The organism is Streptococcus sp. V728, from assembly GCF_052077995.1.
GTDB lineage: Bacteria > Bacillota > Bacilli > Lactobacillales > Streptococcaceae > Streptococcus > Streptococcus infantis_B.
The window spans coordinates 144,607-158,779 of record NZ_JBQJJH010000002.1 but is presented as its reverse complement, the minus strand read 5'-3'; the positions used below and the strand labels follow the sequence as shown (position 1 = coordinate 158,779).

The following is a 14,173-nucleotide window of genomic DNA, read 5'->3' as shown; positions in this document are numbered from 1 at the left end:
TCACTTACAATATTTTCACCAATCTTTATTTTATAAAATAGACGCTTTAAAAACCTAACATTATTTTCAAATAATTTTCATTTTGTTCGGATAAAGTATCTTGAGTACAATTTTATCAAATTTTCTGAAATTTTCAACTATTTATTGTATTTTTCCATATTTTTTATTATTAGGATAAATTATAGATAACCACAACAAAAAAAACTCAAGATAAAATCTTGAGTTTCATTAAAGATTTATGATAAAACATTCATAACAGCCACACTCACGTTGTCAAGGGTATTTTCTTGATTTGAACAACTGTTCGTAATCAACATTTCGAGATTACCAGCATTTTCATAATAGTGAGATTCACCCTTAGCATTAAAGACAACTAGGTAATGCTCATCATCTCCTTGAATCTCATAAACAATCCACCCACTATTTTCAATGGCTGTATGGACAAAGACATGACGATAAACTTCCTCATATGTAGGGTATGAAAAGGCACTACTCTTTGTTTTAAGACCTATTATCTGACGAATAAATTCAATGCTATCCTGACGTTCATGAATCAAGTCCCAGTTTACCTGGTTAACTGAGTCTGGAGCATTGTAACTGTTCATAGCGCGTTCACGGTCGGCATGGGTCAATTCCCCATTTTCACCTGTAGGAACTAGCTTGGTACGCCCAAACTCTTGACCGAGTTCCATAAAGGAAATACCTTGCATAAGCAGATTCATAGCAGTTGCTGTTTCTACTTTTTTCATGATGCTAGCTTGATTTTCTGTTGGATGGAGTGTCGCTAACAAATCATGCAAATTATAATTATCATGGGCTTCTACATAGTTGACAACCTGGTTAGGGCTTAGATAAGAGCCCAGTTCACGACTACCAAGAATAGCTTTGGCAACAATTGGTTCAGTGGCAGCACCACTTACGAAGCCTGATTTGATATCACCATAAACTTCAGCACCCTTAACCGCATTACGTTGATCATCATTGAAAAATCCAATATTTGGCAACTGATAAGCATTGTCTTTCTTAGCCTTATCGTAAGGTGCTAGACCAGTACCCATATCCCAACCTTCTCCATAAAGGATGATTTTAGGATCGACTTCATCCATTGCCCAACGGATCATCTGCATGGTTTTAATGTCATGGATTCCCATCAAGTCAAAGCGGAAACCATCAATATTAAACTCATTCACCCAATAAAGAAGTGAATCAATCATGTACTTACGGAACATTTCATGTTCACTAGCAGTCTCGTTTCCTACACCAGTACCATTTTGATAACTTCCATCGCGGTTCATTCGGTAATAATAGTCTGGAACCGTTGTTTGGAAAGGGGCATCAACAGTTGAAAACGTATGGTTGTATACCACATCCATAATGACGCCAATTCCAGCATCATGATAAGCTTGAATCATCGTCTTCAAATCGCGGATGACTTGACCTGGATCATTTAGATTCGTAGACATGCTGGTTTCTGGTGCATTGTAGTTTTGTGGATCGTAACCCCAGTTGTAGGTCACATTTCCATCTGCATCATACTCTTTGTGACGATCAGCAATTGGTTGCAGTTGAACATAGTTCACACCAAGCTCTTTGATGTAATCAAATGCAGTAGACTGACCGAAGTGATTAACTGTTCCAGTTTGGGCAGCACCCAAGAAAGTACCTCTTAATTCTGGAGCAACACCAGAAGTTTCAGACTTGGTCAAGTCACGAATATGCATTTCGTAAATAACCGCTTGACAAGGATTTTCTAATCGCCAAGTTGCTTCCGTTCCATTCTTAACTTCAAAACCTTCAACTTGACGTTCTTTTTCTGAAAGAATCGCTGAACGTTTGCCATCTGGACTTGTCGCAATGGTATACGGATCACGTGTCAATGATTGATGATGTGGAAAATCAATCTGATATTGATAGGCACGACCTGCAAGACTTTCAGGAACTGTCAAATTCCAAACGCCAATTGTATTATCCTTGTGACTATAGGAATAACTATTTCCACGTTTCATCTCATACTTTTTTAGGATAGGAGCGTCATTGCTTGCTGATTCATAAACTACAACTTGTACAGTTGTTGCTGTTGGCGACCAAAGTTTAAAGCTTGTTTCTTCTTCAGAAACATGACATCCCAACTCTCCTTGGTAACCCCAGTGGTGATCAAAACTAGCACTGTTTATCGCTTTGTCAAAAGCAAATGGATTTTGATCTTTATAGTGTGGACTTGCAATGGCTGGATTTTCTGAATAATAAACAGTGTCATCTCCATCTAAAATCCAAACTTCCGTTAGAAGTGGATAATAATTAAATCGGATAGGGTATTCTTTTATCTCCCCATCTTTTTCTACTCTAAAAATAAATTGTTCAAGAGGTGTTTCACTTGCTTGAGTCAATGAAAATGTAGTTCCAAAATATTCTTCTTCTCGGATAAGTTCTTCGGAATCTTCTGGAATTTTACTAAAGTTACATACCTCGTATGCTTCATCCTTGCGATGATAATGAATAAGTACAGGATAATTGTACATGAATCTCCCTAATTTCTAATTATTAAATGTAAATCATATAATTTCTTGTAAAAGTTTTCGAGTTGAACCAAGAAATCATAGATGAATATTTCCAAGTGTGTATTGGTTATAAACTCTCCAACCAAGCTTCGTCACGTATGTCAATTCCTAGTTCTTGAGCTTTTTGGAGTTTGCTACCTGCATCTTCTCCTGCTACTACGAAATCTGTCTTCTTCGATACACTTCCAGTAACCTTAGCTCCAAGATTTTCTAGTTTACTTTTTGCTTCAGAACGAGTAAGACGTTCAAGTTTTCCTGTTAATACAACAGTTAGTCCTGACAAGGCCGCATCTGCTGCAACTATCTGTCCTTTATAATCTAGATTAACACCTAATTCTTTTAATTCGCTTAAAAGTATTTTAGAACCCTCAGTTGCAAAGTAAGTCTGCAAACTTTGAGCAATCACAGAACCCAAACTCTCGATAGTTGCAATTTCTTCTGGATTTGCCTGAGCCAAAGCTTCAACAGAATGAAAGTTTTGAAGTAACAACTGACTTGCCTTGCTTCCTACATGACGAATTCCCAAACCAAACAAGAGTTTCTCAGCAGAGTTTTCCTTAGATGCTTGAATAGCTTGATAGAGTTTTTGGGCAGATTTTTCCTTAATGCCTTCTAGCAAGAGGAAATCTTCCACAGTCAAACGATAAATATCTGCTACATCCTTGACCAATTGTGCATCAAAAAGTTTTTCGACGACAGATGGCCCAAGGCCAGAAATATTCATGGCATCACGCGATGCGAAGTGCGTCAAGCCTTCCTTGATTTGAGCAGGGCATCGCGGATTGATACATCGAAGGGCAACCTCATCTTCAAAATGCAAAAGCTTACTATCACAACTTGGACAGTTTGTTGGAATATCGAGTTTTTCTTCAGACACACGCTTAGATTCAACGACACGTAAAACAGCTGGAATGATATCCCCTGCCTTATAGACAATGACTGTGTCATTCTTACGGATATCCTTTTCAGCAATATAGTCAACATTATGAAGAGTTGCACGACTCACAGTAGTACCTGCCAGTTGCACTGGGCTAAGATTAGCAGTCGGAGTTACGACTCCTGTTCGTCCAACTGTCCAGTCAACAGAAAGAAGCTTTGCTTCTTTTTCTTCTGCCGGAAACTTATAAGCCACTGCCCACTTGGGTGCTTTGACTGTAAAACCTAGTTGCTCCTGACCGGCTAAGTCATTAACCTTAATCACAACTCCATCGATATCATAAGGTAACTGGTCTCTTTCTTGACCTACTTCCTGGATAAAATCCCATACTTCATCCATACTGTGAGCCAATAAACGTCTCGGATTGACAACAAAGCCCAATTGTTCCAAATGTTCCAACACCTTCTCTTGACTATCTCGTGTTGAAGGACTTGCTTCTTGATAAAGGAAGGTTGCAAGATTACGTTTGGCTACTACTGCTGTATCTAATTGGCGAAGTGTTCCTGCAGCAGCATTTCGTGGATTGGCGAATTCAGGCTCGCCGTTTTCTTGACGCGATTGATTAACCTGATCAAATGATGCCCTGGGCATATAACATTCACCACGAACCGTAATATCTAATTTTTCCGGTAAAGTTAAAGGAATGTCTTTCACTCGTTTAAGATTTTCAGTGATATTTTCACCAATAGAGCCATCACCTCGAGTTGCTCCAGCAACAAAAAGTCCTTGCTCATAAGTCAAGGAAATCGATAGTCCATCAATCTTCAACTCACAAATATAAGTGACATCCTCCAATTCTTTACGAACACGCGCATCAAAGGCATCTAATTCTTCACGTGAAAAAGCATCCTGCAAACTATAGAGAGGATACTGATGACTGTATTTTTCAAATCCATCAAGAATCTTTCCACCTACACGATGTGTCGGACTTTCTGGCAAGACTTGATCCGGATGAGCTTTTTCTAACTCTACCAATTCATGATAAAGACGGTCATACTCACTATCAGATACAGATGGATTATCACTTGTATAATACTCTGTCGCATAGCGATTGAGCAACTCAACGAGCTCTTTCATTCTTTCATTCATAAAACCATTTTACCATAAAAAGGGCCATAGAAACAATACTCAAACTCTAAAAAAGAAAATGAGAAGGGCTTTTCTATCCCTTCTCACTAATTTTTATTTTTTACGGTTCAAAATAGCGTTCAAGATAATAGCTACTGTACTTGCAATAACGATACCATTTGAGAAGAACATTTGTAATTCAGTTGGTAAAGTATTGAAGAGGTTGCTTCCGTTTAATCCCACCCCTGCAGAGATAGAAACCGCTGCAATGAGGAAGTTGTGTTCATTGTGCTCAAAGTCTACACGAGCCAAGATTTGCATCCCTTGGAGCGAAACAAAACCAAACATGACGAGCATAGCTCCACCAAGTACAGGGCTTGGAATAATCTGTGCTAAGGCACCAAACTTAGGCAAGAGACCAAGTAAGATAAGGAATCCTGCTGCGTAGTAGATTGGTAAACGTGTACGAATACCTGAAAGTTTCACCAAACCTACGTTTTGTGAAAATCCTGTATAAGGGAAGGTATTGAAAAGTCCACCAAGTAAGACAGCGAGACCTTCAGCACGATAACCATTACGAAGACGAGTGCTATCAATTGGATCTTTAGTAATATCAGAGAGAGCAAGATATACACCTGTTGATTCTACCATTGATACAGTTGCGATGATACACATCATGACAATAGATGAAATCTCAAATTGTGGAGCACCGAAGTAGAATGGAGTTGGGATATGAACAAGTGGAGCTTCTGCTACTGGAGAAAAATCAACCAAACCCATAGTCGCTGCAATAATCGTACCGGCAATCAAACCAATCAAAATCGAAATAGATTTGATAAATCCTTTTGTAAAAATATTAACCAAAAGAATAATGAGAACTGTAATCATTGCCAAAGCTAAACTTTGACCAGTTGGTTTTTCTACGTTATTTCCCATATTTCCAATAGCAACTGGAATCAAGGTCAATCCGATAGTTGTGATAACAGAACCAGTTACGATAGCAGGGAACAGATTGGCAACCTTAGAAAAGATACCTGAAATCAGGATGACATAAATCCCTGAAGCAATCAAGGCTCCAAACATAGCACCACTACCATGACTCTGACCAATCATGATAAGAGGAGCAACAGACTGGAAGGCTACACCAAGAACAATTGGCAATCCAACACCGAAGTGTTTATTGAGTTGCAATTGTAAGAGGGTTGCAACCCCACACATAAAGATATCTGTTGAGATAAGGTAGGTCAACTGTTGAGCTGAATACCCCAAAGCACTTGCAATCATGATTGGAACCAGGATTGAACCTGAATACATGGCTAACAAGTGTTGCAAACCAAGAACGGCTGCCTGTGAGTGTTTTTCTTGTTGTTTCATTAGATGTCTGCCTCCTTGAAGATAACTTTTCCATTTTCAAAACGCTCTAAACGCGCTAGTGATACTACTTGATGACCTGATTTTTCTAACAGCTCACGACCATCTTGGAAGGATTTTTCAATCACAATTCCGACGGCCTCAACTGTAGCACCAGCTTGCTCGATAATCTGAATCAAACCTTTAGCTGCTTGGCCATTTGCCAAGAAATCATCGATAATCAATACTTTATCTTGAGGAGATAAGAACTTCCCTGCAATGGATACGGTACTAGTTACTTGTTTCGTGAAAGAATAGACTTCAGCAGTCAAAATTCCTTCATTCATGGTAATGTTTTTTGCCTTTTTAGCAAAAATCATGGGTACATCTAACTGTTCTGCCACATATAAGGCTGGTGCAATCCCAGATGCTTCAATGGTCACTACTTTTGTAATGCCTGCATTTTTAAAATGCTCTGCAAAGGTACGACCAATCTCACGCATCAAGGAATAATCAACTTGGTGAGTCAAGAAGGAATCCACCTTAAGAATATTCTCACCTAGAATATTCCCATCTTTTAAAATACGTTCCTCTAGTAATTTCACATTAACCTCCGAAATAAAAAGGGACTTACAACGTAAGTCCCTTGGAAATAACGAAACAGATAGCCCTGCTTCTTTTTATCTCTCTTCGACTTACTCATTGTTAGGTATTTACGGTACCTTGTAGAAACGCCACGCCAATTCGTGGCATAAATAAGTAATGATAATTTTTAGTGAGCATCTCCATTCCAGATAGAGTTCTTCACGATCACATAATCTACATGTCTAAGATCAGCTACTTTACGACCTCCAGCATAAGAAATCGAACTTTGCAAATCTTGTTCCATCTCTGTTAAGGTATCTTGTAAATGTCCTTTGGCAGGAAGAAGAATTTTCTTTCCTTCAACATTCTTATAAGCACCTTTTTGGTATTCTGAAGCCGAACCATAGTATTCTTTAAATTGTTTACCATCAACTTCAACTGTTTTACCAGGACTTTCGATATGACCTGCAAATAAAGAACCAATCATAACCATACTTGCACCAAAGCGGATTGACTTGGCAATATCTCCGTGTGTACGGATACCACCATCGGCAATAATCGGTTTACGCGCAGCTTTAGCACACCAACGAAGAGCCGCAAGCTGCCAACCACCTGTACCAAAACCAGTTTTAACCTTAGTGATACATACTTTACCTGGACCGATACCAACCTTAGTAGCATCTGCTCCCGCATTTTCTAATTCACGTACTGCTTCTGGAGTTCCTACATTTCCTGCAATGACAAAAGTATTAGGTAATTCTTTCTTGATATGCTGAATCATTGAAATCACACTGTCGGCATGTCCATGAGCGATATCAATCGTGATGTACTCTGGAGCATCATCTTTTAATTGACTAACAAAGTCATACTCATAATCCTTAACACCAACTGAGATTGAAGCAATTAGACCTTGGGCATGCATGCGTTTCACAAAAGGGATGCGTCCAGCTTCATCGAATCGATGCATGATATAGAAATAACCACCTTTTGCAAGTTGTTCAGCAACATCTTCATCTAGGATTGTTTGCATATTTGAAGGAACAACTGGTAATTTAAAGGTGTGCTTCCCAAGTGTCACTTGTGTATCGGCTTCAGCTCGGCTTTTAAGGACACACTTGTTAGGAATTAGCTGAATATCTTCATAGTCAAAGATCGGAAATTCGTTTAACATATTTCTCTCATTTCTAGTTTTGGATCCCCTATTGTTAGGAATATCCTTGTCTTTTCCAGACAATCACTCTGAATAGTTTACAATATATTCATATTTTTGTCAATAATTATGTATTTTAATAGATAATATTCGGTTTTAGTTGGTTGATATCTGCTTTTTTACTATTTGAAAAGGAAATACATCAGCAATACTGTTGCTGCCATCCCCAAAATCCATACCGTATTAAAATACCATTTTCGAGTTTTATGATGGAAAATGAGTCCTCCAAACCAGGCTCCAAAGCCACCAAATATAAAAGCTCCTAAAAGTAAATACTTCTCTGGAATCCTCCAATGGCCGCGTTTGGACTTATATTTATCAATTCCATATAGAATAAAGATAAAAAAATTCCATAGCAAGAGTAGAATGCTAGCAACTTGTTTTAAATCAATCATCTACGTATAAGTCTCCTTGTCAGTTGTTTTATCCTATTTCTTTTTTCTGGTCAAGTCCCAACTTCTCTCAAATAGTTCAAGAACCTGTTCATCCGATAAAGTATCATCAAGTGGCAGACTTATCCAATAGCGTTTATTCATATGAAAAGCTGAGTAAATGCCTTTTTCTACTAATAAATCAGCTACTTGATCATGCTTAAGATTAACGACTTCTACTTGTCCTTCCCGTGACTTATCTAGTTTTTCCCAGGAAATCTTCATTAATACAGCGTACCACTTCTGATTGTCATCATGACGTAAAACTGCCGTATCAGGCGATTTCTCCCATAAGTATTCTAATTGATCCTCATAATTTTCGTGAACATGAGTCATAATTCTTTTTGTCTGCGGACATAGAAATTCCTGCACCTCAAAACAGGACTTTCGGATATCATAAAGAACTTCTAAACAAGCTTCACGAACACTTCCGACAAAAGTACCTCTCATACTTTCCATATGAACTTGAGGATAGAGGTCACCAGTTTCTTGGTCATAAACTTGAAAAGATAAGTCTCCGTCCACAACTATAACTCTCACAAGAAAGTCACCCTGTAAAACATTCGAGCTAAAGGTCCATACACCTTGATTTTCTACAAATCCATACTCTTTGGCCTTTTTACTATTAAACTGATAGGCTTTAAAAATTTCAAACATAAGCGAAAACTGCTACCATAAGCTAGCAGTTCCTTTCTATTTTTTAAAAGACAACCTTGGTTCCATGTAATTGTGTCACACCTAGTTGATCGATAAAGGTTTGACGGTTGTCCATGTCAATCCCTCCACCTGGTAGGATTTCAATTTTACCTGCAGCGTGTTCTAGAATTCTACGATAGTGAGCAAATCGTTTCTCTAACGAATCTCCAGATACACCAGCGCGAGTCAGGATGCGTGTCACTCCAGCTTGACTAAGCCAATCAATGGCTTCCAACTGGTCCTCGTCACTTAATTCATCAAAAGCCATATGGAAAACAATTTCCATGCCTTTAGAAGCAGCAATCAATTTTTCAAGGTTGGACTTATCCAGTTTCTTATCTGCTGTCAATGCACCAAATACAACACCTTGGCTCCCTGCCTGAGCAGTCACACGAATGTCCTCAAGCATAATAGAAATCTCGAGGTCATTGTAAACAAAGTCACCACCACGTGGACGAATCATAGTCATGATAGTCGTATCGTAGTCAGATGCCAGTTCAACAGCTGCCTTAGTTACTCCATAACTTGGTGTCGTTCCACCAACAGCAAGATTATCACAGAGCTCAATACGGCGAGCGCCAGCCTGCATGGCCTTTTTAAGCAAGGTTACATTTTCAGCACAAAATTCGTAAATCATTTGATACTCCTTGACGATTTATTTGATATTATTATATCATATTGTTTTAAGTACCCCCTACTTTTTATCAAGGAAAAACGCTACTTATTAAAGCTATTCCTTATCTGGAATCACCTTAAAGAGATAATAGGTTATAAATATTGTTAAACATCCTAAAGCAATTTTTACGGGTAAAAGCGGAGCGAAATAAATGGAGATTCCCATCAAGATATAAATCGAAACAATGATTTTTTTCTTGCGTTCACGCGCAATAGACTTGGTTTCTCTAAAGTCAGCAACATATGTTTGATAAAGTTTGGTATGATAGAGCCAATCTTCAAAACGCTTAGAAGATTTAGAAAAACAGGCAATTGATAATAAGAGGAAGGGAGTTGTTGGTAATAGCGGTAAGACTACACCAACGATAGCCAAAGATAATGAAATAAAGCCAATACTGAGATAAATGATGCGCATTTCTACTCCTAGTTAAGAATAATCTTCTTCTAGTTTCGCATAAAAAGATGAAATCTGTCAAGTTTAAATTAGAAAAAGGGCTGAAGTAGGTACTTCAGCTCTCTCACTATTATTTAATCTTTTCTTCTTCGTAGTCACCATTGCTACATACAATTTGTTTGCCACCACCACGGATTTTCTTCTCCATGAGGAAGTGGCCACACTTAGGACAATCACGTCCAACCGGTTTATCCCAAGAAGTAAAGTCACATTCTGGATAACGATTGCATCCATAGAAAATGCGATTACGTTTAGTTTTACGTTCGATGATTTGCCCTTGATGACAAGTTGGACAGGTAACACCTACTTCTTTGACAATGGCCTGTGTATGTCGACAATCTGGGAAATTACTACATGCGTAAAACTTACCGAAGCGCCCAATCTTAATCACCATCGGACTACCACAGACTTCACAGTCAAATCCAGCTGGTTCATCCTTGATTTGAATTTTTTCCATCTCTTCTTCAGCTTTTGCAACCTCTTTAGAGAATGGTTTATAAAACTCATCGATGACTCTTTGCCATTGTTCTTTTCCGACTTCGACATCATCTAGCTTGCCTTCCATCTCAGCAGTAAATTTCACATTAACAATGTCAGGGAAGTATTCGACAATCAGCTTGTTCACGACTTGTCCCAAATCAGTCGGTTCAAAACGTTTAGATGCAAGTCTTACATAGTAACGTTTTTGAATGGTTTCAATGGTTGGAGCATAGGTAGATGGGCGACCAACTCCGTTTTCTTCCAAAGTTTTAATCAATGTTGCTTCTGAATATCGTGCAGGAGGTTGTGTGAAATGCTGTTCAGGTTTGCTATTGACCTGTTTGACTACATCTCCTACTTTCATATCGGGTAGCATCTTATTCTTATCAGAATCGTTGTAAATGGCCAAATAACCATCAAACTTAACTTGACTACCATTAGCAGCGAATTGAACCCCATTTTGCGAAAGCTTAACAGCCATGGTATCAAAGATAGCACCAGTCATCTGACTCGCCACAAAGCGGTTCCAGATGAGGGTATAAAGTTTAAGCTGGTCTTTATCCAAATACTTAGCAATTTTTTCAGGTGTATTGAAAACACTTGAAGGACGGATAGCTTCGTGGGCATCCTGAGCACCAGAAGCATTTTTTACCCGACTACCATGCTTAGAATAGTTACTACCAAAACGTTCATTGATGTAGCTTGCTGCTTCATTCTGGGCAACCGGACTGATACGAGTAGAATCCGTACGCATATAGGTAATCAAACCTTGAACACCTGTACCAATATTGATACCTTCATAGAGTTGTTGGGCGACCATCATGGTTTTGCGTGTACGGAAGTTGATCTTGTTAGCAGCATCCATCTGCATAGAAGACGTTGTATATGGAAGAGGAGCATTCCGCTTTCTCTCCTTTTTATCTACTTGATCAACTGTAAAATCCTTGCTTTTCAAATGAGATAAAACTTCTTTGACTTCATCATTAGTAGTCAATTTCATCTTCTTGCCATTCATTCCATAGAAAGAAGCTTGGAACTGCTTGGTTCCTTTTTTAAAGGTACCATCAATAGTCCAATATTCTTCAGGTTGGAAAGCATTGATTTCATTTTCACGATCAATGATTAGTTTAAGCGCAACAGATTGAACACGCCCAGCTGATAAACCTTTTTTGACCTTTTTCCATAAAATTGGAGAGATTGAATACCCCACCAAACGGTCCAAAACACGACGTGCTTGTTGGGCATCTACCAAATCCATATTAATTTTACGTGGTTCTTTAAAGGCATTTTTAACTGCATCCTTGGTAATCTCGTTGAAAACAACACGGTTGGTGTCATTCTCGTCAAGATTTAAAATATGAGCCAAATGCCAAGAAATAGCTTCTCCTTCACGGTCCGGGTCACTTGCAAGAAAGACTTTGTTGGCTTTCTTTGCTTCTTTTTTCAAATCATTGATAAGAGGACCTTTACCACGAATATTAATATATTGCGGCTCGTAATTATTTTCAACGTCAACTGACATACTTGACTTTTTCAAATCACGGATATGACCGACGCTAGCTAAAACCTTATAATTACGTCCTAGATATTTTTCAATCGTCTTCGCCTTAGCAGGTGACTCTACGATTACAAGATTTTTTTTACTTGTTGATTTTTTCTTTTTGGTTGCTGTTACCACAGTATCACACCTTCTCAAAGTAATTAAACTTTATAAAGTGTAAACCATTTTTAAAAACCTGTCAAGACATAACACCCATATAATAGAAGAAAAGTTAGCTAGAAGAAAAGTTAGCTAAATGAAATCATTTCCTTCATTAAAATTCAAATTCTGCTAGAATGTCTTGCCCACATCTTGCTAGTTTTGCTCCTTCTTGAATCAAATGATGACAGCCGTCCGAGCGTCCATCTAAAATGGATCCTGGAATCGCAAATACATCTCGACCTTCCTCCATAGCTCGCTCACAGGTAATTAAGCTACCAGACCTCATTTTAGCTTCTGCAACGATAACTCCTCGACACAATCCTGCAATAATGCGATTTCTTGCTGGAAAATGAAATTTCAAGGGTTCTTCTCCCGGACCGTACTCACTTAGTATTAAATGATTGTTTCCAATATATTCTTGAAGACGTTTATTTGAACGAGGATAATAGACATCCAATCCTGTCCCTATTACCGCAATTGTTCTGCCACCAGTTTGAAGAATTGACATATGGGCTGCTGTGTCGATTCCTCTAGCAAGACCGCTCACCACAACCAATTCATTTTCCAGTTCTTCGATGACTTTTCGAACCGACTTGGTTCCGGTTTGACTACAAGAGCGACTACCTACAACTGCTATCTTTGGTAATTTTAAGAGATTTAAGTCTCCTTTGTAGAAAAGTAAGACTGGTGCATCATAAATTTCACTGAGTGCAATTGGATAAACATCATCCAGAATCGAAAACGATGGGAACTTTGCAAAATCTTTTTGTAGACGTTCCAAACTTTCAAGGTTCAATTTATGATACCGTTCCATAAAGATTACTGGATTGCGACACTCTGAGGCTTCTGCTATAGTCTCTAAACTCAATTCCTGATCATAAATTTCTCCATATTGAAGAACTTTCAGAACCTGCTGATTACTTAATCCTGCTTGCTTTAACTTATAAATCTCGAAATTATCAATCTTAATTTTCATGATCGACTCCTTTTTCTCTCTCTATTTATCTATTCGTAGAAAAAGAAAAAAACTCCCAACAATTTTACTTGTTAGGAAGTTTCTATTTATCTTTGTTATGTTAGTAATCAGGGCGAAGGACTCCTGTAACAGTTGCCTTGGTAGCTTCATAGTCCCCATCAATAACTACCTTGATAATGCGTTTTGCATCCTCTTCAGGCGTAGGAACCAACGGCAATCGAGTCGGACCAACTTCAAATCCCATATAGTTGAGTACTGCCTTGACAGGCGCAGGACTTGGATAAGAGAAAAGAGCATTGACTTTAGGAATAAATTTACGTTGAATCGCTGCCGCCTTCTTCATATCACTCTCTTCAATCGCAGTGAACATTTCATGCATTTCATCACCATTCGTATGAGAAGCAACAGAAATAACCCCGTCAGCACCAAGATTCATAGCATGGAAAGCATCCCCATCTTCACCAGTGTATACCAAAAAGTCTTCAGGCTTATGCTCAATCAAGTAGGCCATATTGGCAAGACTAGTACATTCTTTGACACCGATAATATTTGGATGGTCAGCCAAACAAAGTAAAGTATCTGGAGTCATTTCGACAACTACACGACCTGGGATGTTATAGATAATAATTGGCAAATCTGATGCGTCTGCAATGGCTTTAAAGTGTTGGTACATACCTTCTTGAGATGGTTTATTGTAGTAAGGAACAATCGCTAGACCGGCTGCAAAACCACCAAACTCCGCTACTTCTTTAACGAACTCGATCGAGTCGCGAGTATCGTTAGTACCAACACCCGCAATTAAAGGAACACGGCCGTTAACAACCTTTTGTACAGCTGCGAACAACTGCAACTCCTCATCGTGGGTTAGGGTTGGACTCTCAGCAGTCGTACCTGCTAAGAGAATTCCATCTGTATGATGTGCCAATAAGTGTTCAATTAAATTTGGAATCGCATCGAAATTGATAGAGCCATCTTCATGAAAAGGAGTAATAAAAGCTGTAATAATTTTACAATCTTTTAAATCTTGATAAGACATACAATAATTCCTCTC

12 protein-coding genes and 1 riboswitch are annotated in these 14,173 nt (G+C 38.5%); all 12 genes read right to left on the bottom strand.

What is annotated here, in order from left to right; genetic code table 11:
• Positions 1 to 236: 236 nt before the first annotated feature.
• On the bottom strand, positions 237 to 2,519 hold the full coding sequence (pulA, locus tag ACTO1Y_RS02170; protein ID WP_441348187.1) for a type I pullulanase: 2,283 nt from the start codon (positions 2,517 to 2,519) through the stop codon (positions 237 to 239).
• Between the two features lie 106 nt (positions 2,520 to 2,625).
• A complete protein-coding gene (gene ligA, locus ACTO1Y_RS02165; protein WP_441348186.1) occupies positions 2,626 to 4,584 on the bottom strand; it encodes an NAD-dependent DNA ligase LigA in 1,959 nt (652 codons plus the stop codon).
• A 93-nt stretch (positions 4,585 to 4,677) separates the two neighbouring features.
• Complete coding sequence (locus ACTO1Y_RS02160) at positions 4,678 to 5,937, bottom strand: nucleobase:cation symporter-2 family protein (RefSeq protein WP_000813113.1); 1,260 nt, start codon at positions 5,935 to 5,937, stop codon at positions 4,678 to 4,680.
• Complete coding sequence (locus ACTO1Y_RS02155; RefSeq protein WP_441348185.1) at positions 5,937 to 6,518, bottom strand: xanthine phosphoribosyltransferase; 582 nt, start codon at positions 6,516 to 6,518, stop codon at positions 5,937 to 5,939. Before ACTO1Y_RS02155 ends, ACTO1Y_RS02160 begins: the two co-directional genes overlap by 1 nt.
• Positions 6,519 to 6,595: 77 nt before the next feature.
• A riboswitch (purine riboswitch) is annotated at positions 6,596 to 6,692 on the bottom strand.
• The gene (gene guaC, locus ACTO1Y_RS02150) at positions 6,686 to 7,669 is read right to left on the bottom strand and encodes a GMP reductase (RefSeq protein WP_441348184.1); all 984 of its coding nucleotides are present in this window, start codon (positions 7,667 to 7,669) and stop codon (positions 6,686 to 6,688) included. (Overlaps the previous riboswitch by 7 nt.)
• A gap of 161 nt (positions 7,670 to 7,830) precedes the next feature.
• Positions 7,831 to 8,103, bottom strand: coding sequence for a DUF1294 domain-containing protein (locus tag ACTO1Y_RS02145; protein ID WP_441348183.1), 273 nt, complete (start codon positions 8,101 to 8,103; stop codon positions 7,831 to 7,833).
• 33 nt (positions 8,104 to 8,136) lie between these two features.
• Positions 8,137 to 8,796: an MmcQ/YjbR family DNA-binding protein gene (locus ACTO1Y_RS02140; RefSeq protein WP_441348182.1), complete on the bottom strand. Its 660-nt coding sequence runs from the start codon at positions 8,794 to 8,796 to the stop codon at positions 8,137 to 8,139.
• Positions 8,797 to 8,839: 43 nt separating this feature from the next.
• Positions 8,840 to 9,472 (bottom strand): copper homeostasis protein CutC, encoded by a 633-nt coding sequence (locus ACTO1Y_RS02135; protein ID WP_441348181.1) that lies wholly within the window; start codon positions 9,470 to 9,472, stop codon positions 8,840 to 8,842.
• A 93-nt stretch (positions 9,473 to 9,565) separates the two neighbouring features.
• Entirely contained in the window at positions 9,566 to 9,925 is a 360-nt protein-coding gene (locus tag ACTO1Y_RS02130) for a YbaN family protein (protein WP_441348180.1), read from the bottom strand.
• Positions 9,926 to 10,034: 109 nt separating this feature from the next.
• Positions 10,035 to 12,122: a type I DNA topoisomerase gene (gene topA / locus ACTO1Y_RS02125; protein ID WP_441348179.1), complete on the bottom strand. Its 2,088-nt coding sequence runs from the start codon at positions 12,120 to 12,122 to the stop codon at positions 10,035 to 10,037.
• A gap of 136 nt (positions 12,123 to 12,258) precedes the next feature.
• Complete coding sequence (dprA, locus tag ACTO1Y_RS02120) at positions 12,259 to 13,116, bottom strand: DNA-processing protein DprA (protein WP_441348616.1); 858 nt, start codon at positions 13,114 to 13,116, stop codon at positions 12,259 to 12,261.
• Between the two features lie 106 nt (positions 13,117 to 13,222).
• Complete coding sequence (dapA, locus tag ACTO1Y_RS02115; protein ID WP_441348178.1) at positions 13,223 to 14,158, bottom strand: 4-hydroxy-tetrahydrodipicolinate synthase; 936 nt, start codon at positions 14,156 to 14,158, stop codon at positions 13,223 to 13,225.
• Positions 14,159 to 14,173 lie beyond the last annotated feature (15 nt).

Bases quoted from the DNA above. Each gene is read 5' to 3' on its own strand.
- ACTO1Y_RS02160 (WP_000813113.1), bottom strand. From the start codon at position 5,937: ATGAAACAACAAGAAAAACACTCACAGGCAGCCGTTCTTGGTTTGCAA.
- ACTO1Y_RS02140 (WP_441348182.1), bottom strand. From the start codon at position 8,796: ATGTTTGAAATTTTTAAAGCCTATCAGTTTAATAGTAAAAAGGCCAAA.
- ligA (WP_441348186.1), bottom strand. From the start codon at position 4,584: ATGAATGAAAGAATGAAAGAGCTCGTTGAGTTGCTCAATCGCTATGCG.
- ACTO1Y_RS02130 (WP_441348180.1), bottom strand. From the start codon at position 9,925: ATGCGCATCATTTATCTCAGTATTGGCTTTATTTCATTATCTTTGGCT.
- ACTO1Y_RS02135 (WP_441348181.1), bottom strand. From the start codon at position 9,472: ATGATTTACGAATTTTGTGCTGAAAATGTAACCTTGCTTAAAAAGGCC.
- pulA (WP_441348187.1), bottom strand. From the start codon at position 2,519: ATGTACAATTATCCTGTACTTATTCATTATCATCGCAAGGATGAAGCA.
- dapA (WP_441348178.1), bottom strand. From the start codon at position 14,158: ATGTCTTATCAAGATTTAAAAGATTGTAAAATTATTACAGCTTTTATT.
- ACTO1Y_RS02145 (WP_441348183.1), bottom strand. From the start codon at position 8,103: ATGATTGATTTAAAACAAGTTGCTAGCATTCTACTCTTGCTATGGAAT.
- guaC (WP_441348184.1), bottom strand. From the start codon at position 7,669: ATGTTAAACGAATTTCCGATCTTTGACTATGAAGATATTCAGCTAATT.